Here is a 23,955-nt window from a genome sequence, read left to right on the forward strand (position 1 = left end):
CTGCTCATTCCTGGCCCCTTTTGAGCGTGACTTCGATCAGGTGCAGCCACTCCGGATGAGCCAGGTCCATCGACGCGGCGTCGCCCGGCGAAACCCAGCGCAGTTCGTCATGCTCGTCGGGAGCAGCGTTGTGGAGTGTCCCTTTCCAACGCTCGACGACGTAGACGTGCGCCGTGAGCACGTCCGACGAGAACGTCCATCGCGCATCCGCCGGAACGACCGCCTCGATATCGAGTTCCTCGCGTAGCTCCCGGACAAGCGCACAGGATGGTGACTCGTTCGCCTCGACATGTCCGCCGGGAAAGTCCCACACGTTCGGATACCAGCGCTTCGCGGCACTGCGTCGACACAGGAGCACCTGCCCGGCGGAAGAAACCAGTATCCCCACCGCTACAACATGCGACGGCATTGGTGCCCCGCTAGCCCCGTTGGAGCGAACCGAGTTGCTCGCCATCGATGTTGAACAGGAGCAGGACAGCGCCGTCGAAACCTGCCGTCCGCGCGAGCCCAACCCATGACGGCACATTCACACCGTCACAACCAATCAGGGTCGATGCGCCCGAGGTTGTCAGCAGGCTGCCGCGCCCATCCGCCGTCCAGCGCCCTGTAGAGCCATTGCACCCATCCGTGCCGGTCCACGTTCCATCCGCATTCATCAGTAAATGTGGGTCAGTCGAAGAGCTCCCCTCTGCTGGTACCCAGCGGCCGGGCAATTCATCCGCAGTAGCCGGGCGCAGGTGCGGCGCGAGCGGGGCTGCCGGACGCATGGCCTCCCGCACTTCGGCAGTGATAACCGGGGGCTCCGCATAGAACTCGGCGGCGGTGGGCAGCGGTTCAGGGGCACCATCCACTGTGAGAGTCGCTACGACCTCGTCATTCGCACCCACGAGTTCAAAACCAGCCCCTTTGGCTTGAAACTGTGTGACGACTTCAAGCCAGTCGATTCCGGGAAGGCCGGGTCCAGTCACACATTCCCCGCTCGCGCCGCTCGTCGAAGCGAGAAATGCGCTGCCATCAGCCACCCAGGCGCCCGAAATCATCCCGCAGTCCCGCCACAGCTGAAACTCCTTCGCCTCTAACCGAAGCCATGTATCAACGTCTTCCCCTTCCGCTCCCGACACCCGCCACAGATTGACTAGGTCAAGCGGCACAGAGTTTCCCGTCGGCGTCGAATCGGCGCTTGAGCCCGGTTCCGTACTGCCGGGCGGTTCCACACCAGGGCCGCCTGGCCCATTCTGAGCCATCCCGCAGCCCGCAAGGATTGCCAGGCAGACGGCCGCCATAAGGGCGATACGTCCGCGCGTGTGTCGCTTCATTTTTCCCCTCCCAAGTCCGGTACACCCAGCCCGAATACGTCCTTCAACGCGAGCTTCGCCGCATGAAAGCCCCCCATGCCATGCACGCCGGGTCCGGGCGGAGTCGAAGCGGAGCACAGGTACACGCCCTTCAGCGGCGTCCGCCAAGGGCGTGGCCCAAACACAGGGCGGGCCAGCAACTGAGGAATAGTGACCGCGCCTCCGCTGAAGTCACCGCCCACATAGTTGGCGTTGTGGCGCTCCATTTCCGCCGCCGTCGTCGTATGTGAACGGACGACGACGTCACGGAAGCCGGGAGCGAAACGCTCGATCTGGCGCACCACCGCCTCGGTCATGTCGCGGTCCGACCCGTTGGGGACGTGGCAGTAGGACCAAAGAATTTGCCGGCCGTGCGGTGCGCGGGAGGGGTCGAACTGCGATGGCTGTGACACCAGCACATACGGGTTCTCGGGATGCCGCCCCGCCGCCACTTCAGCCTCGGAATTGGCCACTTCCGCCCGGGAACCGCCGGCATGCACCGTGCCGGCAGACCGCACCTCCGGATTCGCCCACGGCACGGGACCGGACAGGATGAAGTCCACCTTGCACGCCCCGTCACCGAACCGGAACCGCTCGAGCGCCGCTGCATAGCGTTGGGGCAACCGCCCGCCGGCCAAGGAGCGCAATACGGGTGGCGAGACATCGAGAAGCACCGCCCGCGTACCGTCGAACTCGGCGAGCGACTCAACCGGACGCCCAGTGTGAATCACCCCGCCGTGGGCTCGGATATCCTCCGCCATCGCCGCGACCAACGCCTGAGAACCCCCTACCGGGATCGGCCACCCGACAGCATGCGCCAGCGCACCAAGCGTCAGGCCGGCACCTGCGGAGGCCAGGGTCGGCAGCGGCGCAACCGCATGCGCGGCCACCCCGGTAAACAGTGCGGCGGCCTCCTCGGTTGAGAACCGGAGGTTCCACAGCGGCGTACCCTGCTCCACCGTGGCAAGGCCCAATAGCCCAGCAGCAACCGGATGCTCCGGAACCCGCAGGAACTGGTTGAGCCCGGTCGAAACAACGCCGTCGATGTGTTGAACCAGCGGCCGCATAAGCCGCCGCCACGCCGTTCCATCCCGGCCCAGGCCAAGCGCCGTTCGGCCAAGATCGCGGTACGCAAGCGCCGCCCGGCCGCCGTCGAGCGGATTGGCGTAGGACAGTTCGGGCACCACAAACGCAACCCGGTCCGCCAGGCCGAATTTCCGGAAGAAAGGCGAAGCCAACGCCATTGGGTGCACGGCGGAGCAGATGTCGTGCAGGTGATCGGGTTCGAGCAGCTCCATGGTGCGGGACCCGCCGCCAATGGTCCGTTCCGCCTCGAAGACTTCGACGCTCAGGCCCGCCCGGGCGATCACGACGCCGGCCGCCAACCCGTTGGGTCCGGCACCGACAATCGCGACGTCAGCCATTCTCAGCTGCCGATCGGCGGGCGCGCAGTTTCGACAGCGACGACGCCGCCCCCATCAGGATCCCTCGTCCCTTGTTGGACAGGGCCCGCCGGGCCGTAAGCGCACCGAGAACAAGGCGGTACTTCCGCGGGTCGAGCGGGATGTCGTATGTCGTTGGAACATGAACGACGTTCTTGGAGAAGTTCCGCTTGAAGGTGGTCACGTTCTGCAGCTGTGGGTAGTTCTCACTCACGATGCCGGTCAGTCCGCATGCAGTGTTTCCGTTCGCCTTCAGGAGCTTGAACGCCTCCCAGAGCAGCAGGTAGGGCGCAAAGGTCTTACGCGCATCATGGGTGCTGCCGGCGAAGTAATAGACGGAATAGCCGCGGTACTCCGTGGTGATGAGCCAGCTCACCGCCCTGTCCTGCGAGTACGCCACCATAACCCGCAGGTGATCGCCCAGGCTCGTCAGCAGCTCCTGGTAGTACTCAGGCGAGAAGCTTGAGAATCCGTCGCGCTCCGCGGTCTCCTGAAGAATCGGGTAAAGCTCGTCCTGGAAGACCCGGGCCCACTCACCGCGGTCTATGACGCGGATTTCCACACCGGCGCGTTCAGCCCGCCGGATACTGTTGCGCGCGTTCGGGCGGAAGGACTTGAAGATGGCGTCCTCGGACGGGGTCAGATCCACGACGATCTCCCGCTCGTACCAGCCGTGCTCGATCGGTCCATCCGCCGGCGGCTGCTGATGCTTCACCTGCATGCGCACATACAGCGGCTTTGCTTCGGTATCCGTTGAAAACTGCTCCTGCGCGGTTCGCATCAGGCGTACTTCCGCGTCGGGGGTGCGCTCCGCGATCCAGGCCGGCCCGTTGACCGCCACCAGCGATTCCCGAAACCGGCGCCGCACCCTCAGGAGGCTCATGACCGCGACGGGCGCCCCGCCGTCGTCGTAATAAGCCCACAACCCGTACGGCTCGCGTCCCAGCCGGCGCTCGAACTCGGCCCACTGCGGGGTCTGCTCGAGCGAAATAACGACGTCGGAATGCGCCGACGCCAACGCCTCGAAAGCCTCGGGGGTGAGGCGTTCGCTGCGGAAGACTGTTGAGGTCACGTGGGGTCTTTCGGGCCGGTATTCGATGGTGAAGCAGACGGCTCCAAGCCTACCGGAGCACTGCGCGCGTGATCAGGGGCGCCGTTGAAGGGGCCGCCCGCGGGATCGTCAATATCGAGCCTGCGGACCGGATCAAATGCCGGTTGAAGCATATGTTCCGCGACGCGATACATCAGGTACGCCGTGACCCCTACCCGGGCGAGGATCGCCGCTGCGTAGAAGGGCGAATCTATGTTGTTCTCAACAGCCCCCGAAGAAGTTTCCCTCGCTATGAACATCCAGTGAGCCCACCAGTGGAGCACTTCGACAACCTGCCAGCCGATGAACATTCTCCAATCGACATATGAGAGCGCAAGCAGCGGTAGGAGCCACAGGGTGAATGCCGGGCGGTAGTCGGGAAGCACCAGCACCAGGGCGCCAACCAGCAGAAAAGCCACCTGTGGAAGACGGGGGCGCCGGGGCGCGCGCAACACCAGCAATACAACCAGCACGGCAAGAACCAGGAAGCCGACGACGGCGGCCACCTCCACGGTTCCAGCCGTCAGCACCGGGGCTCCTACCCGTTCGGCCAGCAGGTTGTACGACGCCCACACCGACGATGAAACATCTATGCGGGCCGGATCATACTCCCAGCTCGGAGCACCAGTCCCGAGCGTCAGAGTGGCAACTATCCAGGTGATCGCAAGCCCAACCCCGGTGAGAAGCGAGGGCCGCCAGAGCCCTGTTCGTACGGTGAGGAGAACCACAGCACCGTAGATCAGCAGAACGTGGACACTGAATCCCGCACCGACGCCCAGTAGCACGCCCGCCAAAACGTACCGGTCCTTGGCGAACACCAGTAATGCCAGGACACCAAGCAGTACCGCGACCATCGTCCAACTGGAGGTGGCGGTGAAGATGGCTATTGGGGCCACCGCCACAATCACCGCGTCCCAGGGCCGGCGGCTTGCTAGCCGCAGAGTAGCGATGACGGCTCCAACCCACGCCGCCGCAATCAGAACAGCGTTGACGTCGAAGAACTGCACAACGGCCTCCGCGCGTACAGGATCCGACGCCGGAATCAGTAGGGACACAATCCCGGCGAAAAGCCCCTGGAGAGCTGGTCCGTCATAGGTGGACGCGTCATCGAAGATCGGGAACGAGCCACGTCCCAGCCCCTGAAACTGGAAGGCCTCGGACCAGTCCGAGTAGCAGGCCCGATAAAACTGTTCGGGCCTTATCCATCCGTCAACCCGGCATGGATTTTTCACGAGCACCGCGAGCAGGGCCGCCGTCGTCGTCAATAGAACGAGAACCCGGCCAACAGTCAAGGGGCCGGCGTGCACCCGGCCGGGAGCCGCGTGCTTCCCAAGTGGACCGCCCACGCCCTCCGTGAGGAGGCGTAATAGCGGGTCCATCCGCGACGGCACGGAGATGCTCGCCGGGCGGCGATCATTCTCCTCGTGCTCCATGCTGCACAGCCTACAACCGGAACTTGCTGAACTTTCGTGTAGATCAGGTGCCCTCGTCCGCCGGGAAGTCGCCTGTGCTGCACGACTGTTCCGCCGAATACGCCGCTCGAGGAATGCGGCGGCCTCCGCACGCGTTCCCAATTACAAGTAGACTGTGTTAGCTGTGAATTCGCCGGGGGCAAGGCTAACAAAACGTCAGTCCGAGCGGTTATAAATGCGCGTAAAGAGGAGAACAGTGGGAACTAACCCCATACGGGTAGCGATTGTCGGTGTCGGGAACTGTGCAGCGTCCCTGGTGCAGGGCGTCCAGTACTACAAGGATGCAGATCCGACGGCCACCATCCCCGGTCTGATGCACGTGAAATTCGGCAAGTATCACGTCAATGACGTGCAGTTTGTTGCCGCCTTCGATGTGGACGGCAAGAAGGTGGGGCTGGACCTCGCCGATGCCATCGGCGCCAGCGAGAACAACACCATCAAGATCGCCGATGTACCGCCCACCGGCATCAAGGTGCAGCGCGGCCACACCCTTGACGGCCTCGGTAAGTACTACCGCGAAACAATCGTCGAATCCGATGCTGAGCCCGTTGACATCGTCGCCGAGCTGAAGGCCGCGCAGGTCGACGTCATGGTCTGCTACCTCCCTGTAGGCTCCGACGACGCCGCGAAGTTCTACGCACAGTGCGCCATCGACGCCGGTGTCGCTTTTGTGAACGCACTGCCCGTCTTCATTGCCGGCACCAAAGAATGGGCTGACAAGTTCACTGCCGCCGGCGTCCCGATTGTCGGCGATGACATCAAGAGCCAGATCGGCGCCACCATCACCCACCGCGTCATGGCGAAGCTTTTCGAAGACCGCGGCGTCACGCTGGACCGCACCTACCAGCTCAACGTCGGCGGCAACATGGACTTCAAGAACATGCTCGAGCGTGAGCGCCTTGAATCCAAGAAGATCTCGAAGACCCAGGCGGTCACCTCCAACGTCGAGGCAAAGATGCACGCCGACGACGTCCATATTGGCCCGTCGGACTACGTCGCCTGGCTCGATGACCGCAAATGGGCCTTCGTCCGTCTCGAGGGCCGCAACTTCGGCGACGCCCCCGTCTCCCTGGAGTACAAGCTGGAAGTGTGGGACTCCCCGAACTCCGCAGGCGTGATCATCGACGCCATCCGGGCAGCCAAGATCGCTGCTGACCGGGGAATCGGCGGACCGATCCTCTCGGCATCGAGCTACTTCATGAAGTCGCCGCCGGAACAGTACAACGACGACATCGCCAAGGAGAAGGTCGAAGCCTTCATCCGCGGCGACATCGACCGGTAAAAATCGCTGTGCAGTTCAGACGGCGCGGCCAGGGAATCAGCCCCGGACCGCGTCGTCGTCGTTAAGCACCTGTTCAGCCCCGCCTAGCCGCCGGATGCTCTGCGACGCCTGCGCCAGCGCAACCAAGCTTGCCAGCAGCTTGCTGTATGCCCGTACGCCAACAGCTACCGCGAGTACCGTCCGGTCCCTGCTTTCAGCACGGAAGACCGCCCCGAGGTCCTGACTCGCCACCCGGTCTGCGGCGTCAGCATAGGCGAGTACGACGTCGGCACTCACCGAGAGTCCCATGGCCTCCATCTCGCGCAGTGTGCCGTTAAGCAGCATCCGCGCGTCCGACGGGTGATCGGGCCAATCCCGGGCGGTCATGAGTTCATGAACGAGGGGGTGGTCGGGAACCGTTTCCGATGGTGCTCCCAAGACCATGGCGTGCGTTCGCCTGAGTAGCTCGAGCCTCGCCACATCCGGATCATCGATCAGGTCCACGAGCGCCCGGATCTGGTCGATCCGGAGTCCCGCCACCGTGCGCAGCCCGGTGATGAGTTCGAGACGCTCGACGTGCCGCAAAGCGTACTCGGCGCGAGTGGCGTGTACCTGGTCGCCGCGTTGCAGAAGTCCCTCACGCAGATAAAACTTGATGCTGGCCGGGCTGACGCCGGTCGCATCGCTGAGCTCCTTCAGCTGCACGGGCCGCCCTTCATCGGATAGCAGATCAGCAGGAACTATCTTGATATACAGCAACAAGATAGTAGGACTATCTTATAGGCATGGACTGGAGCCCACTGCTAGCCGCCCACGTGATCGCCGCGCTGTATGTGTTGGTGCTGGGACCACTGAACATCCTTCGGCGACGCCGCGACCGCACCCACCGGATCATCGGCTACACATGGGTGACCGCCATGTACTTTGTCTGCGTCAGCAGCTTCTGGATTGTCACCGACGGGCACTTCAGCTGGCTCCACGGCCTCTCCGCGTTCACCATTGTCACGGTCACACTCGGGCTGGTCTCAGCAATCCGGCGCAATATCACGGCGCACCGCGCCAACATGATCGGCAGCTACATCGGCATCGCGATCGCGTTCGTCTTCGCAGCTACCGCGCCGGGACGCGCGATACCCAGGCTTCTCGCAAATGACCCGGGTACCGCCGTCGTCGTCAGTGTCCTTGTCCTGCTCACCGCGGGCGGGATTTATCTCGCGGTGAGGCCGCAGCGGAAGCCGGTAACCAGGACCGTCACCACGGGCAAGGCGCGGGTTTAGGCAGACTCCCGCGCCGCGATAAACGCCGCAACACAGGCTTCGATGTCCTCTGCGCTGTGCGCCGCGGACAACTGCACCCGGATACGCGCTGCTCCCTTTGGCACCACCGGGTAGCTGAACGCGATCACGTAGACGCCGTGTTCCAGCATGGAGTCGGCAACCCGTGCAGCAGTGACGGCGTCGCCGAACATTACGGGGATGATGGCGTGCTCGCCTTCGAGGAGGTCGAATCCTTCCTCGGTCATCCGGCGGCGGAACAGGGCTGCATTCTCACCGAGGCGGGCACGCAGGTCGGCGCTGTTCTGTACCAGGTCGAGGGCCGTCAGCGTCGCCGCGACAATGGAGGGGGCCAGCGAATTGGAGAACAGGTAGGGCCGGGCACGCTGCCGCAGCAGTTCGACGATCTCGCGGCGGCCCGCGACGTAGCCGCCCGAGGCTCCGCCGAGCGCCTTCCCGAAGGTTCCCGTGTAGATGTCGATGCGGTCGGATACTCCGGCGTGCTCGGGGGTGCCGGCTCCGGTATCACCCATGAACCCGACAGCATGTGAGTCGTCCACCATCACCATGGCGTCGTACTGCTCGGCGAGGTCGCAGATCTCCTTCAACGGAGCGAGGTACCCATCCATCGAGAAGACGCCGTCCGTGACTACCAGCCGTCGCCGTGCGCCGGATGCCTCTTTCAGTTTCGCTTCGAGGTCCGCCATGTCGCGGTTTGCGTAGCGGTAACGCTGTGCCTTGCTCAACCGGATGCCGTCGATGATGGAGGCGTGGTTGAGGGCGTCGGAGATGACGGCGTCTTCCGCCGTGAGTAAGGATTCAAACACCCCGCCGTTGGCGTCGAAGCACGAGGAGAACAGGATGGTGTCCTCAGTCCCAAGGAACTCCGACACTCGCCGCTCGAGCTGAAGGTGCAGGTCCTGGGTCCCGCAGATAAACCGCACGGACGCCATCCCGAAGCCGCGCTCATCCAGCGCACCCTTGGCAGCGTCGATGATCGACGGGTGGTCTGCCAGCCCAAGGTAGTTGTTGGCGCAGAAGTTGAGTACCTTCGCGCCCTCGGCATCGCCAACCGCGGCCTGGATTGAGTTGGACTGCGGGGACGAGATCGTCCTCTCGTGCTTGTAAAGCCCCGCATCGCGAATTTCCTGCAACTCGGACTGAAGCTGGTCCCGTACTGAAACAAACATCGGCTACTCCTCTAGATCGCAGTCCAGTCAAGGACAACTTTTCCGCTGCGCCCATTGCGCGCAATGTCGAAACCCTGCTGCCAGTCCGACGCCGGCAGGACGTCCGTGACCACGCTCGCCACGGCGTCGCGCAGGGCATGGTTGGACTGCAGCATCGCGCTCATGGCGTACCAGGTCTCAAACATCTCACGTCCATACACACCCTTCAGGGTAAGCATGTGGGTGACTACCTTGCCCCAGTCGATGGTGATGTCCTGCGACGGCAGGCCCAACATCGCTATCCGGCCGCCGTGGTTCATGTTGTCGATCATCTCGGGCAGCGCGGTGGGGTGGCCGGACATTTCCAGGCCGATGTCGAATCCCTCGCGCATCTCAAGCTCGCGCTGGGCTTCGTTGATGCGCATCTTGCTGACGTCCACCGCGAGATCGACGCCGATGGCCCGTGCCAGCTCAAGCCGCGGCTGGGAGACGTCCGTGATGGCGATGTTCCGTGCACCGGCATGGCGGGCGACGGCGATGGCGATCAGCCCAATCGGCCCGGCACCGGTGATCAATACATCCTCACCGACGAGCGGGAAGCTCAGCGCGGTGTGGACCGCGTTGCCGAACGGGTCGAAGATGGCACCGAGTTCCGGGGTGACCCCGTTATGGTGCACCCAGACGTTCGTCTCCGGAATCACCACGAACTCGGCAAACGCCCCATCCCGCTGCACGCCGACGCTGACGGTGCGGATGCACATCTGGCGGCGCCCGGCGCGGCAGTTTCGGCAGATTCCGCACACAATGTGGCCCTCGCCCGATACCCTGTCGCCAACCCGGACATCATGGACGCCGTCGCCGAGCTCAACGACTTCGCCGTAGAACTCGTGACCGGGAATGAGGGGCGCCTCGATGATCCCGGCAGCCCAGGCGTCCCAGGACTCAATGTGCAGGTCGGTTCCACAGATGCCGGTGGCCATGACCCTGATCTTCACTTCTCCCAGTCCCGGGTTCGGCTCCGGTCGATCGACCAGTTCGAAGCCGGGTTGTGGCCCGGGTTTGTAGAGCGCCTTCACTCAAAGTCCTTTCATTGGTGCAATGTCACACGTCAGCGTATCGAAGGTGGAGGATCTGGACGTAGGTGGACGACTCAGAACAGACCGACAATCCCGCCGTCGTCGTCTACGTCCATCCGCAGCGCGGCGGGTTCCTTCGGCAGGCCCGGCAAGGTCATCACCGCGCCGGTCAAGGCCACGATAAACCCGGCACCGGTCTTGGGGATGAGGTCGCGAACGTGGATGGTGAAGCCCTTCGGTGCACCCAGCTTCGTCGCGTCATCCGAGAACGAGTACTGCGTCTTCGCCATGCACACGGGCAGTCCGCCCCAGCCGTTGGCCTCAATCTCGGCCAGCCGGCGCAGGGCAGGTACCGAGAAATCGACGCCGTCCGCCCCGTAGATCTCCTGGACGATCGTGCGGATCTTCTCCTCCATGGAAAGTTCAAGGGAGTACAGGTGCCGGAAGGAGCGCGGCGCGTCGAGGGCGGCGAGAACCGCCGCAGCGAGGTCATCTCCGCCCGCACCGCCGCCGCCTTCGCCCCAGACATCCGCCACGGCCGCACTGATTCCCTCGGCGGCACACCACTGCAGCACCCACGCGAGTTCCTCATCGGTGTCCGTGGTGAACTTATTGATGGCGACCACCGGGGTGATGCCGAACTTCTCGACGTTGTGTACGTGGCGCCGCAGGTTTGCCGCACCGGCCTCGACTGCTGCGACATTTGGCTCGCCGAGATCCCCCTTCGCCACACCGCCGTGCATCTTGAGCGCGCGGATGGTCGCAACAACGACGACGGCGTCAGGCGCCACATCTGCGTATCTCGCCTTGATATCCATGAACTTCTCGGCACCCAGATCCGCTCCGAAACCGGCTTCGGTCACGACGACGTCGGCCAGCCTGCGCGCTGTCTGGGTAGCGATGACCGAGTTGCAGCCGTGCGCAATGTTCGCGAACGGGCCGCCGTGAACCAGCGCCGGGGTGCCGGCGATGCTCTGCACCAGGTTGGGCTTGATGGCGTCCTTGAGGAGCATGGTCAGGGCGCCTTCTACCCGTAGGTCGGCAACGGTCACCGGCTTCCGGTCATAGGTGTAACCAATGGTGATGGCAGCGAGGCGCTTCTTCAGGTCCTGAAGGCCGGTGGCGAGGCAGAAGACCGCCATCACCTCGGAGGCTACGGTGATGTCGAACCCGTCCTGGCGTGGGGTGCCCTGGGTGGGACCGCCCAGGCCAATGACCACTTCGCGCAGCGCCCGGTCGTTGACGTCAAGGACCCGTTTGACGGTAATCCGGCGCGGGTCTATGCCCAGTGCGTTGCCCTGGTAAATGTGGTTGTCCACAAGGGCCATAAGCGTGTTGTTCGCACTCGTGATGGCATGGAAGTCGCCCGTGAAGTGGAGGTTGATGTCCTCCATCGGCAGCACCTGCGAGTACCCGCCGCCGGTGGCGCCGCCCTTCATCCCAAGGATCGGGCCCAGCGAGGGCTCGCGCAGCGCGATCATCACCCGCTGCCCCGCCCGTGCCAGCGAATCAGCAAGGCCAACTGTGCACGTGGACTTTCCTTCGCCCGCCGGAGTGGGGCTCATGGCGCTGACCAGCACAACCTTGCCGAGGCTCGCACCGGCAGCAGAATCCAGTGCCGAGATGTCGATCTTCGCCTTGTAACGCCCGTAGAGTTCGAGGGCCCCGGCCGGGATGCCGGCCGCTGCCGCGATGTCCCCGATGGGGCGGATAGGTGCGGCGCGGGCAATGTCGAGATCGCTTGCTGGGGCATGGGTAGACGTCATCGTCTAAATCCCTCCGAAGGTGATGGCTGGACTGCAGGCGGCCCTGGTGAGGGCGCAGTCTCAATCTACCAGCGCTTCGGCTAGCCCAGCGGGCTTCCGCGGGCCGGCCCTCAGCCTAACCCTGCGCGTTCCAGGACGTACCGTGTCATCGGTTCGTACAGGCCGGGGCAAAGGTTGTCATCGAGGGGGACGGCAACTTCAAGTTGCCCCTGCGCTTCGGACACAAACAGGCCTGGGTCATTGCAGTCGGCGAATCCCAGAGTGGGAATCCCGGCCGATGCGGCATGCCCGGCCCAGCCGTGATCGGCCACCACCAGTTCGGGCAGCGGAGCCCCCCGTGAAGCCAGCAGCTCGAGACTGAGCCGCATGGGTTCGGGATAGTGCGTGTGGACAAGCCCGCCGTACTGATGCCAGACAAGAACCCCAAACAGTTGGCGGATATCGCCGTCACCGAAAGGCTGGCCTTCGGGGACGCGGACTACAGTCGCGCCGCCTCGCTCAGCCGCGGCAGCCAGCGCCGCATGGACGGGAAGGAGTCCGGCGGGATGGCCGGTCGCGAACAGGATCCGCTGTTCCTTCCGGACCGCTGTTCCGAACCTTTCAGCGAACCTGTCCAGCGACGCCACACACTTGCGCGAATCGATGGTGTCCTGGCCTTCGAGATGTTCCAGGTCAGAGCTCGTCCCGACACGCTCATGCATCAGCTCGAACACATCGTCAAGAGTCCACTCGCGGGTGAGGCGGACACCGAACTCCAGGTGCTCATTGCCCTCAAGGAAGAGGCGCATGTGGCGCAGGTTATCTTGGCGCGGCGTCGCGACCTTCCCGGTGATGCCTACTGAATCCAGGTAGTCGGCCAGCTCTGCGGCGGTCAGCGTTGAAGAGGAAGTCACCCGATCATCCTATGCAAGCGGCTACAGAGCGGGAGCGGCTTCGAACTGTTCGACGGCGGTGCGGTAGCTTTGCGCGGTAAACAGCGCTGTGCGCTGCCAACCGAAGGCCAGCGAATGCACTGCGGCGCTCGTGCCGAGCGTCCGGCGCATGCCGTCGTCGTCGTGCAGTGCTTCCAGGGCCGCTGACCAGAGCGCCGCTCCGTGCCCATCCACGAGGATTCCCGTGCGCCCGTTGCTGATGGCCTGCGGAAGGCCGCCGACGTTCGCGGCCAGAACCGGTGTGCCGCAAGCCTGCGCTTCGAGGGCCACAAGACCAAAGGACTCGCTGTAGGACGGCATGGCGACGACGTCGGCCGCCCGGAACCAGTGCGCGAGTTGCCGCGGCAGCACCGGCGGGTAAAGGCGTACGGCGTCCTGCAGGCCAAGGCTGTTGATCAGCGGCTGCAGTTCGAGTGCTTCCGGCCCGCTGCCGGAGCCGATGATGCTCACCTGCAGCGGAATGTCCGGACGCCGTGCGAGCAGATCGGCGGCCGCCTCGACGAGGACATGCGGTCCCTTGAGCTTCTGGATGCGTCCGGCGAATACAACATGGAAAGTGTCCTCGCTGAAGCCGAGCTTCCGGCGGGATCCGGCGCGGTCCGTCGCGTTGAACGTACCCAGGTCCACCCCGGGAGCGACGATGTCCACGCGTTCAGCGGCAGCACCATAGAGCGACTCCAGTTCGGCCGCCTCCGTGCTGGTATTGGCAATCAGCCGGGCAGCGCCGTTGACGATTTCCTGCTCACCGTCGACCCGCGTCTGAGGTTCCGGCACGCCGCCGGCGTGAAGGCGGAGATTCTTGACTTTTGCCATGGTGTGCATCGAATGCACCAGCGGCAGGTTCAGCGCTTGAGCGACCGTGAGCCCTACAATTCCCGACACCCAGTAGTGGGAATGAATGATGTCGAAGTGTCCGTCGGCGAGGAAGTCGGTGACGTCGGCAATAGCGTCAGCGATGTCGTCCGAAAGTTCCGGAAGCACTTCCTTCGGCACTTTGCGGGTTGGGCCGGCAACAATGTGGCGGACTATCACGCCCGGGCCAAGTTCTTCGGTGTGCGGCTGGTCATCGGCTGCGGCACGGGTGAAAACTTCGACGGCGATACCCACCTTGGCGAGCTCCAACGCAACGGAGCGCACATAGACGTTCATTCCGCCGGCGTCGCCGCCGCCGGGCTGATCGAAGGGGGACGTGTGGAGCGAGAGCATCGCCACACGCTTCACGGAGGTCACGTCCACTCCCTTCAGTTCGGTCAAGAGGTTTATGGATACTCGTTCTTAACCGGGTCGATAACCACGATTGACCATATAACGTCCAGAGGGAGCGCCACATTCCGCCGGCCGGGGCTAACCGTCCGGCGTTAAAGGCGGAAGCCCGCGCTGGGAAGCGCGGGCTTCTCTGGTGGTGGGCGTGATGACTTGCATCAGGTCCTCCTTCGCGGTTGATAGTGTGCGGCTCGGTTCGAACGCCGCGTAAACTTGCCTGTTACTTGATGAACAGGTGGTGTTGTGGCAAGGCGTACGACTGGGCGTTTTCCCAGGCACTATCGACGCGTGATTCCTGTATTCGCTTCCAGAAGGAAACGCTGTCCCGGAGTTTCTTGATCATTGTGTGCACCTCCTCTCGCTGCATGAAGTCAGGCATCACTGCTGCAGGATCAACGGGCTCCGATACGGTCCCGTCGAGGCGAGTGAGGTTGCCGGACATGATGAATTCCCCCCGCGAACGCGGCTCTGCATCGACCTGCGTCGTGGTGCGCTCGGTGGAAATGGGGGCGGAAAGTACCTGAGAAGCAGGCATGGATATCTCCTGGAATTGTGTTGATTGGTTGAAAAAACGCCGGGTATTGCCCGGAGATTTGTACGCGGGGCGCACAAATGAGAGGCGAATCCGCCTGGCACACAATGGGTGAAAGAGAGACTTCTCCCGAAGGAACTCTAGAGAGGAAGTGTCAGATTCAGCAGGAAATCAATGCGCAGCGATGACGGAGGCTGGGCGGGTTCGCGCGGCCATCTTGCCGCCAAGGAAATTAATCACCAATCCCACCTCCGTTTCTGTCTAGCGCTTACCTGGACCGTGCAAATTGGGTTCTCCCAATGGCACAAATCAAAGCTACCCCACGAAGAGCCGCTTCGCCTAGCCGATTGAAGAAAATTTCCTGAGAAAGTCTTTCAGCCGGGAATATCGTCCTTCCGAAGGACCTAAATCCGATGCATATCCGGCTACTCTTGCCGAGGTTCAAGGAGGAAGAACAATGAGCTTTCAGAGGCTTCAGGAACTCGATGCACTGCGCAGCTTTGCCCTCGGGGGAATCCTGCTGGTAAACATCTGGTTCTTCGCGGATCCGTTGACTCTCGGCGGCGGAATCAGTCCAGAGCACAGTTCCGCGGCGGACCTCGCCGTGCGCTTCACCATCGCGGCTCTCTTCGAGGCCAAGTTCTACCTGCTCTTCTCATTCCTCTTCGGATACAGCTTCGTGCTGCAATGGCACAGCGCCGCGGAAGCCGGTGCATCCGCCACCCACCGCACGCTCCGCCGCCTTGCCGCACTGTTTGTTCTGGGCCTGGCCCACGGGCTGCTGTTGTTCTTCGGCGACATTCTTCTGACGTACGCGCTGATGGGAATGATCCTCCTGGCCACGCGCGCCATCCGACCCTCGGCAGCGACGGTGACGGCAAGCGTACTAATCGGAGTCATCGGCTCGATGATCCTGCTCATCGGTGCGGTGGTGGCCGTTGCACCGTACGGCATCCCGCCCTTGGAGCAGGTTGTCCCGGCGGACGCCTTCACCGAGGATGCCGGCTCAGCCCTCGCAGCCAACGCCGCCACCTTCCTCGCCACCGTCCCCACCGTGGTCTTCTTCCAGGGACCGCTCTCCCTCGCCATGTTCTACCTCGGCATGGCCGCCGGAAAGGTGCGCCTCCTGGAGCGTGCTCCATCCGTCAAGAAGCTGACGACGACGGCGGCCACCTGCCTTCCGGTGGGCCTCGCCGCGGGTGTCCTCCAGGCGTATCTGGTCACCTACGTCGACCGGGACCGGTTCAGCATCCTTGCCGGGGGTATCTCTACACTCACGGCACCGCTGCTGACAACCGGGTACGTCTGTTTGCTCCTGCTGTTCTTTCGCACGCCGGCAGGTGCGCGGTTGAGGAACCTTCTTGCGCCGGCAGGGCGCATGGCCCTCACGAACTACCTGATGCAATCAGCGGTCATGGCGCTGATCTTCACCGGCTACGGGCTTGCCCTTTCCGACCAGCTGCCGGCGGCCGCCGTGGCGGGTGTCGCCGTCGTTATTTTCTTTACGCAACTGGTACTCAGCCGGCTGTGGCTGCATCGTTTCCGTCAGGGGCCGGTTGAGTGGCTGCTGCGCCGCGTCACTTACTGGAAAAGTGCGCCGGTTAGAGGTTCCAGCGCAGGATAGCGGGGGTGCGCTTGTCCCAGCCGAGCGCACAGACCGCCGCCGTGCCAAGGATGAACCGGCGGCCTTCCATAGCGTTGAACTCGAGCCACCTCGCGGTGAGAACCCGGAGGAAGTGGCCGTGCGCCACTAGCAGAGCGTTGCGGACCGGCGTGGCGTCCGGGTCCGGGTCTGCGGGCGTGCCGCAACCCGCCTGGACCCGTGCGATCACCCGGTCCGCCCGCGCTGCGACCTGATCGATGGTTTCACCGTTCGGCACTCCGTGCTGCCAGATAAGGTAACCGGGGTTCTCCTGGCGCACCAGGGAGCTGTTGCGCCCCTCGTTGTCTCCGTAGTCCCATTCGTGGGCGTAGGGAAGGACTTCCGCATCCGGGAAACCAGCAAGCTCAGCCGTGCGGCGTGCGCGCTGCAGCGGCGACGTGAGCACCAGGTCGAACTCAACGCCCGTAAGCCTCGCGGCGGCATCACGCGCCTGCTGTTCACCGATCCTGGTCAGCGGCAGGTCCGTCAGTCCGGTGTAGTTGCCGTCGCGGGACCATTCGGTCTCACCATGGCGGAGTAGCCAGAGCTGCGGCAGCGGCGTCCCCGCCGCCGTAAGGTCCGCAGCCGCTGTACCCAGCTGGCTCACGAAGCATCTCCCTCAGTCGACTCGGGCTGTTCACTCCACCAGGTGCGCAGTTTCGCCTCCGCTTCCTCGGACGTGTGGGGCCCGTGTTCCATCCGCTCCTCCAGGAGGTAGCGGTAAGCCCGGCCGACCACCGGCCCGGGTTTGATCCCCAGGAGGCCCATGATGCGTTCGCCGTCCAGGTCCGGCCGGATAGCCGCGAGTTCTTCCTGCTCGGCGAGCACGCTGATGCGGGACTCAAGGTCGTCATAGGCAAAGGCCAGCCGCTCGGCCTTGCGCCGGTTGCGGGTTGTGACGTCCGAGCGGGTGAGGCGGTGGAGCCGCTCAAGCAGCGGACCGGCGTCGTTGACATAGCGGCGGACCGCCGAATCCGTCCAGCCCGCCTCTCCGTAACCGTAGAAGCGCATGTGGAGCTCAACCAGGCGGGCAACGGCCTTGATCGTGTCGTTGTCGAAGCGCAGCGCCTTCATCCGCTTCGCCGTGAGCTTCGCTCCGACAACGTCGTGGTGCCGGAAACTCACCGCGCCGGTAGGTTCGAATTTGCGCGTGCCTGGCTTGCCGACGTCGTGCATCAGCGCCGCGAACCGAAGGACGAAATCGGGGGCCGGCACCGCGCCGTCGTCGTCCGTCTCCAGTTCGCATGCCTGTTCCAGCACCGTAAGGGAGTGCTGGTAGACGTCCTTGTGGCGGTGGTGCTCGTCGGTTTCGAGGCGCAACGCGGGAACTTCGGGCAGCACATGGTCGGCGAGTCCGGTTTCCACCATCAGGTCGATTCCACGCCGGGGCTGAGTGCCGTTGATGAGCTTCGTCAGCTCATCGCGGACGCGCTCGGCGGAGATGATGGTGATGCGCTCAGCCATCGCCGTCATTGCCTCACGCACTTCGGGCGCCACCTCGACGCCCAGTTGGGAGGCGAAGCGGGCGGCGCGCATCATGCGCAGCGGGTCATCAGAGAACGACGACGACGGCGTCCCGGGCGTGCGCAGTACACCGGCGTGGAGGTCCTTCACACCCCCGTAGGGATCGACGAGCTCCATCGAAGGAAGACGCAGCGCCATCGCGTTGATAGTGAAGTCACGCCGAAAAAGATCGTCCTCGAGGCTGTCCCCGAAAGCGACCACCGGTTTACGCGATGACGGGTCATAGGCCTCCGCGCGGTAGGTGGTGATTTCAATCGTGAAGGATCCCTTGCGCAGGCCGATGGTTCCGAACTCCCGACCGATCTCCCAGAATCCGTCCGCCCACTTCCTGATGATCGCGATGGTCCTGTCAGGGTCAGCGTCAGTTGTGAAGTCGAGGTCCGGCGAGGTGCGGCCAAGGAACAGGTCCCGGACCGGCCCTCCCACCAGGGAAAGTTCGGAGTTCGCGTCAGCGAAGAGCTGTCCAAGCTCGTTGACCACCGCGGGAAGAGGGGCGGTCAGGGGGGAATCTTGCAAAAGGCGCGCCATAGTTCTTTAAGCGTGCCAGAGATCGGGTGAAACACCATTACGGGCGCTCTGCTCCCTGGACGGTTGCCCTCGGGCGCCGGTTCGAGCCATCGATCGAGGGGACATATTCCTCAACACGCCGACGGTTTGCCATGGTGGCGCCGATGCCGTGGCCCGGTCATCATGGCGTAGGAAAGGTCGTTAGAGTGGGGATATGGACCGTCCCGTTCCAAGCGCACCCAAGCGCACCCCGTTGACAGCGTCAATGGGCAGAACAGGCGCGCCCCTAATCCACCAGGCACTGCCTACCGTCGAGGAAGTATCGGCCGGCGGGATTGTTGTCGATGCGTCCACCGACCTGCTCAACGTCGCGATCATCGCCCGCCTCAACCGTGGCGGCCGGCTTGAGTGGTGCCTGCCCAAGGGGCATCCGGAGAACCAGGAGAACAACGAGCAGGCGGCGGTCCGGGAAATCGAAGAAGAGACGGGTATCCGGGGGCGCGTTCTCGCAGCGTTGGGCAGCATTGACTACTGGTTCACCGTCAGCGGTCACCGCGTGCACAAAACCGTTCACCATTTCCTGCTCCTGTCCACCGGCGGGCACCTGACCATTGAGAATGATCCCGACCATGAGGCTGTGGACGTGGCATGGGTTCCGCTGGCTGACCTGGGCCGGAAGCTGTCCTTCCCCAATGAACGCCGGATTGCGGATCTGGCGCGGGAAGTGTTGCCGCAGTACCTGTAGGGCTGGTTATGGAGCGCTCCGCTTAGCCTGAACGGAACGTGATCGGTGAGACTATAGGGAACGATGTCTGATACCAACACCGCCTCCATCCCTGTTCAGGACGCGGGCGTACTGCCCCGCCGTCGTGATGCCCGGGCCGGCAACGTTCCCACTGATTCCACTGCACGGTCCAGCGCGATCATGGCCGCTGGGACGCTCGTTTCCCGGATCCTGGGCCTTGTCCGGGTTGCGCTGCTCGCCACGGCGATCGGCACTGCCGGCGCGGTGTCAGACCTCTTTCCGGCCGCCAACAACCTGCCGACCTACATCTTCCTGATGATCGCCGGCGGCGTCTTCAACGCCGTACTGGTGCCGCAGATCATCCGCGCCAGCCAGCAGCCGGACCGCGGCTCGGACTACGTGAGCCGGCTCATGACGCTCTCCATGACCGTCCTGCTGATCCTTACGGTGCTGATCACCCTCGCCGCGCCTTTCGTGGCGGACCTGCTGACCAATGTGGACGGCGATGCCCTCGCATTGACCACCGTGTTCGCCTACTGGTGCCTACCGCAGATCTTCTTCTACGGGATTTACTCGATCATCGGGCAGGTGCTGAACGCCAACGGGTCCTTCGGTCCATATATGTGGGCACCGGTCGTCAACAACATCGTGTCCATCGGCTTCCTGATCGCGTTCATCGCCATGATGGGCGCGCAACGGACCGTTGGCCACACCCCCGAGTCCTGGACCCCGACGCACACACTGCTCCTCGCAGGAGGCACCACCCTCGGAATCGTTGTGCAGGCGCTTGTGCTCATCATCCCGCTGCGCCGACTCGGTCTGGGACTACGGCCGAAATTCGGCTGGCGCGGCGTCGGGCTGGGTCAAACCGGGCGGCTGGCATCCATCACCATCGTGACCATGCTGGTGGGAAACGGTCTTTACATGATCAATCAGTGGGTTGCGACCATCGCGACAGATGCCCGCAGCGATCTGCCCGACGACTCCTACATCGCGGGCCTCAGCAACCTGGACATCGGAACCCTGGTGTATGTCCTGCCTCACTCGGTGATCGCGCTCTCACTTGCAACGGTGATGTTCAACCGCCTTGCCTCGGCCCACACCGGGAATGACCTTGAGACCACCAAGGAAACGCTCTCACTCGGGCTCCGGACCATCGGCGTGGCCACAGTCTTCGGAGCGGCGGCCCTGCTTGTCCTCGCGGCACCCCTGGGCATGCTTTTCTCCGGCGGAATCCGTCAGGGCGGCGCCCTCAACGCACTGATCATCGCGCTGCTCGCTGTCGGTGCACCCTTCCTCAGCGCGAACTTCTTCCTGAACCGGGTGTTCTACGCAGCCGAGGACGCCATTACCCCGCTGAAGATCCAACTGATTCTCTCGGTGACCGGCGTAGCCCTCGCGCTCGGATCCAGCCTGTTCGATCCGGACCTGATCGTCCCCATGCTCGCCTTGAGCTTCACCCTGGGCAACATAGTCGCCGTCGTTATCAGCCATGGGTTCCTGGTTCGCAAGATCGGCCGCTATGGCGCCACACGGATCTACGATGTCCACATCCGCCTGACTATCGCCGGCCTGGTGGCAGCGGGCGCGGGGGCCGCCATCGTGTGGTTCTTCGGTGGGTCCGAACCAACCGGATTCGTCTGGCAATCAGTGTTCAGCGCCGCCGTCGTCATCCTTGTCGTTGGGCCGGTCATGGCGGCCATCTATGTTCTGATGCTCAAGGTGCTCAGGGTGACCGAGTTGCGCGACTTCCTGGCACCGCTTCTGGCACGCTTCAGCCGCCGATAAGGCTCGCCGCTACCGCGTGTACAGGCAGGTCCGCCACTGTGCGACCGGTAGCATTGGTACAAACTATCCACATCCGGGAGGAACTCGTGCCACAAGCAGTAGACGTCGGTTCAGTACTTGGCGGCCGCTACAAGGTCACCGCATATGTGCTGGCCTCTGCTGAGAAGGACCTGGTGCTGGACGGCATGGATCAGGTGCTGAACCGGCCGGTCAGCATTCTGGTTGCATCAGCCTCCAACGCGAGCCAGGTTGCCACGAGCGCCCGGGAAGTTGCCACCGGTGAGCGCGCCGGGAACATTCAGGTCCTGGACCTCGGGATTACCGACGCCGGAACCTACCTGGTCACCAACCGCGCCCCCGCTGCGGACCTGCTGGATCTCGTTATCCAGCAGGAGGCTCCCTATATTGAGCCCTTCTTCACGGACACGCTCGGTTCGGAGATCTTCGGTGTGCCCCGCTCCACTGAGCCGGAAACGTACGACGACGACGAATACGACGATCACGAACACGAGGAACCCCGCCGCTCACGTCTGCCCAAGGCGCGAATGCCTCGCTTCGGACGAGGTGCGGTTGCCGGTGGTGCTGCCGCAGGTGCCGCTGCAGCGTCCGGGCAGGCCCAGCCAGGTACCGCACCGCAGAATATTTCCGCATCGCGGCCCGCGGACGGCAACGCCAGCGTTCCGCCGCCGCCAACCGCTCCGCCCCGGGTGGCCAGTGGTGACGCACCGTCCGAGCGGCCGAAGGTTTCCGTGTGGTCGGATGATGACTACGACCACGTTCAGAATGACGACCGGACCGAGCGTGCTGCCTCCCGTTTCCCGGCGGCGGCTGCAGGCACCGCCTCCATTCCGGATTCCAGGGATGAGGATGAGGAGCCTTACGAGGATTACGACGACGACGACGACCGCGAGAACAACCCCCGCTTCACCAGGCTGCTGGTAGGCGTGGTATTGGCACTGGTCATAGTGGGTGCGGTTGTCCTGGCCGTTACTCAGTTGCGGCCGATCTTCAGCCCTCCGGTAGCCGGTGAGGAAACCACCACCCAGGCCCCCACGGAGACGGAGGGGGAACAGCCCTCGCCCTCAGGCTCCGAATCCGTAGCCCCGCCCGGGCCGGAGCTCATTCCGCCGGTGGCCACCAACGTGACGCGTCTGGTTCCCGGGAACCCCGAACTGAACTCGCAGACCGACGGAGAGCTCGGGTCCATCATTGATGACAACCCGGCGAGCTTCTGGAGCAGCCTGGTGTACGCGAATGAGACCTTCGGCGGCCTGGCACAGAATCTGGCCCTCGTCGTCGAACTCGAAGAGCCTTCGAGTATTTCGGAGATCCAGATCGAACAGCTCAACAGCTCCGGCGGTAGCTTCACGGTGCTGCTCAACGATGAGCCCACGCTTGAGGGAGCTACTCAGGTGGCGCAATCAGGATTCACGGGTCCTTCCGTGACGTTCAATGTGCCACAGGTGGACGGAGCTCCACCGACAGCGCAGTATGTGATCGTCAACTTCACCCAGCTACCCCGGCTGTCCAACGTACAGGCACAGTACCCCTGGGGTATGCGGATCGCGGAGATCAACGTCTCCTGAACCGCCCGAATGGGTGGGAGCGCGCTGGAACGCGGAATAATGGCGCGGAGCGTGTCGTTATTGGAATTGATCGTCTTCGGGCCGCATGGCATGAAGGCCCTCATCGATAGAAAGGTTCATTCAAGCCCGTGAGCACCGATTCAGAAACAGGCCAGTCCCAGTCCGGCGACGTCCGGGATGTCATCATCGTCGGATCCGGCCCTGCAGGCTACACAGCAGCGGTCTACACGGCGAGGGCAAACCTTTCCCCGTTGCTGATCGCGAGTTCAGTGAAGGCCGGCGGTGAGCTGATGAACACCACCGACGTGGAGAATTATCCCGGTTTCCCGGACGGCATCATGGGCCCGGATCTCATGGAGAGCTTCGAGAAGCAGGCGGTTCGCTTCGGTACGGAGATTTTGTTCGAGGACGTGACCTCCGTTGACCTCTCAGGGGACGTCAAGAGCATCACGATCGGCAGCGGCGAAACCTTCCGCGCCCGCGCAGTGATCATCTCGACCGGGTCGGCATACCGTGAACTGGGGTTGGAGGACGAGAAGCGTTTATCCGGACATGGTGTGAGCTGGTGTGCAACGTGCGACGGCTTCTTCTTCAAGGATCAGGACATCGCTGTCATCGGCGGCGGTGACTCCGCGATGGAGGAGGCACTCTTCCTCACCAAGTTCGCCCGCTCAGTCACAGTGGTGCACCGTCGTGGTTCACTGCGCGCCTCCAAGATAATGCAGGACCGGGCGCTGAACCACGAGAAGATTCGCTTCGAATGGGACGCCGAGGTCGCCGCGATTCACGGGGCCGACAAAGTCACCGGGCTGACCCTTGCGAGCACTGTCGACGGCGCCACACGTGAACTGGCAGTGACTGGCGTCTTCGTGGCCATCGGGAACGATCCTCGGATCGACCTCGTGAAGGACCAGCTCGAGCTGACGCCAGAGGGCACCATCGCAGTCCTCGGCAGGACTTCCAAGACGTCACTTCCGGGTATCTTCGCTGCAGGCGACGTGATAGATCCAACGTACCGCCAGGCAATAACGGCGTCCGGTTCCGGCTGCGTTGCCGCAATCGACGTGGAACACTACCTGGCAGACCTCGGCGACTCTGCGCAGACGGCAGCTGAAGTACCGACGCCCGAAGCTGAGAAAGTTTCTGAAAACAGCAGCGGTCTAAACCCTAAGGAGTAGTTGTTATGAGCAGTGCGAAGGAAGTAACCGATGGCTCATTCGAAAGCGACGTTCTTCAGGCTTCAAAACCTGTGATGGTTGATTTTTGGGCTGAGTGGTGTGGGCCGTGCCGCAAACTCTCCCCGATCCTCGACGACATCGCATCGGAGCATTCCGACAAGATCGAGGTTGTGAAGCTAAACGTGGACGACAATCCCGCGACAGCAGCCAAGTACGGGATCACCTCTATTCCTGCTGTTTATGTCTTCAAGGATGGTGAGGTTGCGGCAACCTCGATCGGCGCAAAGCCCAAGCAGGTTCTTGAGCAGGAGTTCGCTCAGTTCCTCTGAGTCGGACTAGCTTACTTTGAGGGGAGTCGGACCAATGTGGTCCGG

At 63.4% G+C, this 23,955-nt stretch carries 22 protein-coding genes; 8 read left to right on the top strand and 14 right to left on the bottom strand.

Features of this window, described 5'->3' with window-relative positions; all coding sequences use genetic code 11:
* Positions 1–4 precede the first annotated feature (4 nt).
* Genes ACX80C_RS13540 through ACX80C_RS13560 form a run of 5 tightly spaced genes read right to left on the bottom strand, consistent with a single transcriptional unit; the run spans position 5 to position 5,299 of the window.
* Positions 5–409 carry an NUDIX domain-containing protein gene (locus ACX80C_RS13540; protein WP_459326978.1) on the bottom strand — a complete coding sequence of 135 codons (405 nt, stop codon included), beginning with the start codon at positions 407–409 and terminating at the stop codon, positions 5–7.
* A 10-nt stretch (positions 410–419) separates the two neighbouring features.
* A complete protein-coding gene (locus ACX80C_RS13545; RefSeq protein ID WP_459326979.1) occupies positions 420–1,316 on the bottom strand; it encodes an META domain-containing protein in 897 nt (298 codons plus the stop codon).
* Positions 1,313–2,758 (bottom strand): phytoene desaturase family protein, encoded by a 1,446-nt coding sequence (locus tag ACX80C_RS13550; protein WP_459326980.1) that lies wholly within the window; start codon positions 2,756–2,758, stop codon positions 1,313–1,315. Before ACX80C_RS13550 ends, ACX80C_RS13545 begins: the two co-directional genes overlap by 4 nt.
* The gene (locus ACX80C_RS13555; RefSeq protein WP_459326981.1) at positions 2,751–3,848 is read right to left on the bottom strand and encodes a lipid II:glycine glycyltransferase FemX; all 1,098 of its coding nucleotides are present in this window, start codon (positions 3,846–3,848) and stop codon (positions 2,751–2,753) included. Before ACX80C_RS13555 ends, ACX80C_RS13550 begins: the two co-directional genes overlap by 8 nt.
* Entirely contained in the window at positions 3,845–5,299 is a 1,455-nt protein-coding gene (locus ACX80C_RS13560; RefSeq protein ID WP_459326982.1) for a hypothetical protein, read from the bottom strand. Before ACX80C_RS13560 ends, ACX80C_RS13555 begins: the two co-directional genes overlap by 4 nt.
* A 235-nt stretch (positions 5,300–5,534) precedes the next feature.
* Here ACX80C_RS13560 and ACX80C_RS13565 point away from each other — a divergent pair, with 235 nt between their 5' ends.
* The gene (locus tag ACX80C_RS13565; RefSeq protein ID WP_459326983.1) at positions 5,535–6,620 is read left to right on the top strand and encodes an inositol-3-phosphate synthase; all 1,086 of its coding nucleotides are present in this window, start codon (positions 5,535–5,537) and stop codon (positions 6,618–6,620) included.
* 36 nt (positions 6,621–6,656) lie between these two features.
* Here ACX80C_RS13565 and ACX80C_RS13570 read toward each other — a convergent pair whose 3' ends face one another.
* The gene (locus ACX80C_RS13570; RefSeq protein WP_459326984.1) at positions 6,657–7,304 is read right to left on the bottom strand and encodes a MerR family transcriptional regulator; all 648 of its coding nucleotides are present in this window, start codon (positions 7,302–7,304) and stop codon (positions 6,657–6,659) included.
* An 80-nt stretch (positions 7,305–7,384) separates the two neighbouring features.
* Between ACX80C_RS13570 and ACX80C_RS13575 the strand changes: the two genes are divergently transcribed.
* Positions 7,385–7,876, top strand: a complete 492-nt coding sequence (locus tag ACX80C_RS13575; protein ID WP_459326985.1) for a DUF2306 domain-containing protein — start codon at positions 7,385–7,387, stop codon at positions 7,874–7,876.
* Here the strand turns inward: ACX80C_RS13575 and ACX80C_RS13580 are convergent.
* The 6 genes from ACX80C_RS13580 to ACX80C_RS13605 all read right to left on the bottom strand — a co-directional run bounded on the left by ACX80C_RS13580 (position 7,873) and on the right by ACX80C_RS13605 (position 14,614).
* Positions 7,873–9,063 (bottom strand): glycine C-acetyltransferase, encoded by a 1,191-nt coding sequence (locus ACX80C_RS13580; protein WP_459326986.1) that lies wholly within the window; start codon positions 9,061–9,063, stop codon positions 7,873–7,875. The genes ACX80C_RS13575 and ACX80C_RS13580 overlap by 4 nt on opposite strands.
* An 11-nt stretch (positions 9,064–9,074) precedes the next feature.
* Complete coding sequence (tdh, locus tag ACX80C_RS13585) at positions 9,075–10,118, bottom strand: L-threonine 3-dehydrogenase (RefSeq protein WP_459326987.1); 1,044 nt, start codon at positions 10,116–10,118, stop codon at positions 9,075–9,077.
* A gap of 74 nt (positions 10,119–10,192) precedes the next feature.
* Positions 10,193–11,884: a formate--tetrahydrofolate ligase gene (locus ACX80C_RS13590; RefSeq protein ID WP_459326988.1), complete on the bottom strand. Its 1,692-nt coding sequence runs from the start codon at positions 11,882–11,884 to the stop codon at positions 10,193–10,195.
* A 110-nt stretch (positions 11,885–11,994) separates the two neighbouring features.
* Positions 11,995–12,777: a phosphatase gene (locus ACX80C_RS13595; protein WP_459326989.1), complete on the bottom strand. Its 783-nt coding sequence runs from the start codon at positions 12,775–12,777 to the stop codon at positions 11,995–11,997.
* Between the two features lie 21 nt (positions 12,778–12,798).
* Complete coding sequence (gene mshA, locus ACX80C_RS13600; RefSeq protein ID WP_459326990.1) at positions 12,799–14,046, bottom strand: D-inositol-3-phosphate glycosyltransferase; 1,248 nt, start codon at positions 14,044–14,046, stop codon at positions 12,799–12,801.
* Positions 14,047–14,299: 253 nt separating this feature from the next.
* Positions 14,300–14,614, bottom strand: coding sequence for a hypothetical protein (locus ACX80C_RS13605; protein ID WP_459326991.1), 315 nt, complete (start codon positions 14,612–14,614; stop codon positions 14,300–14,302).
* Between the two features lie 454 nt (positions 14,615–15,068).
* Here ACX80C_RS13605 and ACX80C_RS13610 point away from each other — a divergent pair, with 454 nt between their 5' ends.
* Positions 15,069–16,235 (top strand): DUF418 domain-containing protein, encoded by a 1,167-nt coding sequence (locus ACX80C_RS13610; RefSeq protein WP_459326992.1) that lies wholly within the window; start codon positions 15,069–15,071, stop codon positions 16,233–16,235.
* Here the strand turns inward: ACX80C_RS13610 and ACX80C_RS13615 are convergent.
* Complete coding sequence (locus ACX80C_RS13615; RefSeq protein WP_459327016.1) at positions 16,213–16,851, bottom strand: histidine phosphatase family protein; 639 nt, start codon at positions 16,849–16,851, stop codon at positions 16,213–16,215. The two genes, ACX80C_RS13610 and ACX80C_RS13615, sit on opposite strands and share 23 nt — an antisense overlap.
* 5 nt (positions 16,852–16,856) lie before the next feature.
* A complete protein-coding gene (locus tag ACX80C_RS13620; protein WP_459326993.1) occupies positions 16,857–18,305 on the bottom strand; it encodes a CCA tRNA nucleotidyltransferase in 1,449 nt (482 codons plus the stop codon).
* Positions 18,306–18,549: 244 nt separating this feature from the next.
* On the opposite strand from ACX80C_RS13620, the gene ACX80C_RS13625 reads away from it, so the two are divergent.
* The 5 genes from ACX80C_RS13625 (at position 18,550) to trxA (ending at position 23,910) form a co-directional block, all read left to right on the top strand.
* Positions 18,550–19,029, top strand: coding sequence for an NUDIX hydrolase (locus ACX80C_RS13625; protein ID WP_167996071.1), 480 nt, complete (start codon positions 18,550–18,552; stop codon positions 19,027–19,029).
* 63 nt (positions 19,030–19,092) lie between these two features.
* The gene (gene murJ / locus ACX80C_RS13630; RefSeq protein ID WP_459326994.1) at positions 19,093–20,817 is read left to right on the top strand and encodes a murein biosynthesis integral membrane protein MurJ; all 1,725 of its coding nucleotides are present in this window, start codon (positions 19,093–19,095) and stop codon (positions 20,815–20,817) included.
* A gap of 86 nt (positions 20,818–20,903) precedes the next feature.
* The gene (locus ACX80C_RS13635; RefSeq protein WP_459326995.1) at positions 20,904–22,403 is read left to right on the top strand and encodes an ABC transporter substrate-binding protein; all 1,500 of its coding nucleotides are present in this window, start codon (positions 20,904–20,906) and stop codon (positions 22,401–22,403) included.
* Between the two features lie 128 nt (positions 22,404–22,531).
* A complete protein-coding gene (gene trxB, locus ACX80C_RS13640; protein ID WP_459326996.1) occupies positions 22,532–23,581 on the top strand; it encodes a thioredoxin-disulfide reductase in 1,050 nt (349 codons plus the stop codon).
* 5 nt (positions 23,582–23,586) lie between these two features.
* Complete coding sequence (trxA, locus tag ACX80C_RS13645; protein ID WP_459326997.1) at positions 23,587–23,910, top strand: thioredoxin; 324 nt, start codon at positions 23,587–23,589, stop codon at positions 23,908–23,910.
* Positions 23,911–23,955: the final 45 nt, after the last annotated feature.

The organism is Arthrobacter tecti, from assembly GCF_054511355.1.

What these genes read in the sequence shown, in the direction of transcription:
- ACX80C_RS13590 (WP_459326988.1), bottom strand. Translation starts at nt 11,884, where the DNA reads ATGACGTCTACCCATGCCCCAGCAAGCGATCTCGACATTGCCCGCGCC.
- ACX80C_RS13580 (WP_459326986.1), bottom strand. Translation starts at nt 9,063, where the DNA reads ATGTTTGTTTCAGTACGGGACCAGCTTCAGTCCGAGTTGCAGGAAATT.
- ACX80C_RS13560 (WP_459326982.1), bottom strand. Translation starts at nt 5,299, where the DNA reads ATGGAGCACGAGGAGAATGATCGCCGCCCGGCGAGCATCTCCGTGCCG.
- murJ (WP_459326994.1), top strand. Translation starts at nt 19,093, where the DNA reads ATGTCTGATACCAACACCGCCTCCATCCCTGTTCAGGACGCGGGCGTA.
- trxA (WP_459326997.1), top strand. Translation starts at nt 23,587, where the DNA reads ATGAGCAGTGCGAAGGAAGTAACCGATGGCTCATTCGAAAGCGACGTT.
- ACX80C_RS13625 (WP_167996071.1), top strand. Translation starts at nt 18,550, where the DNA reads ATGGGCAGAACAGGCGCGCCCCTAATCCACCAGGCACTGCCTACCGTC.
- ACX80C_RS13575 (WP_459326985.1), top strand. Translation starts at nt 7,385, where the DNA reads ATGGACTGGAGCCCACTGCTAGCCGCCCACGTGATCGCCGCGCTGTAT.
- ACX80C_RS13550 (WP_459326980.1), bottom strand. Translation starts at nt 2,758, where the DNA reads ATGGCTGACGTCGCGATTGTCGGTGCCGGACCCAACGGGTTGGCGGCC.
- ACX80C_RS13620 (WP_459326993.1), bottom strand. Translation starts at nt 18,305, where the DNA reads ATGGCGCGCCTTTTGCAAGATTCCCCCCTGACCGCCCCTCTTCCCGCG.
- ACX80C_RS13610 (WP_459326992.1), top strand. Translation starts at nt 15,069, where the DNA reads ATGAGCTTTCAGAGGCTTCAGGAACTCGATGCACTGCGCAGCTTTGCC.
- ACX80C_RS13605 (WP_459326991.1), bottom strand. Translation starts at nt 14,614, where the DNA reads ATGCCTGCTTCTCAGGTACTTTCCGCCCCCATTTCCACCGAGCGCACC.
- ACX80C_RS13540 (WP_459326978.1), bottom strand. Translation starts at nt 409, where the DNA reads ATGCCGTCGCATGTTGTAGCGGTGGGGATACTGGTTTCTTCCGCCGGG.
- ACX80C_RS13545 (WP_459326979.1), bottom strand. Translation starts at nt 1,316, where the DNA reads ATGAAGCGACACACGCGCGGACGTATCGCCCTTATGGCGGCCGTCTGC.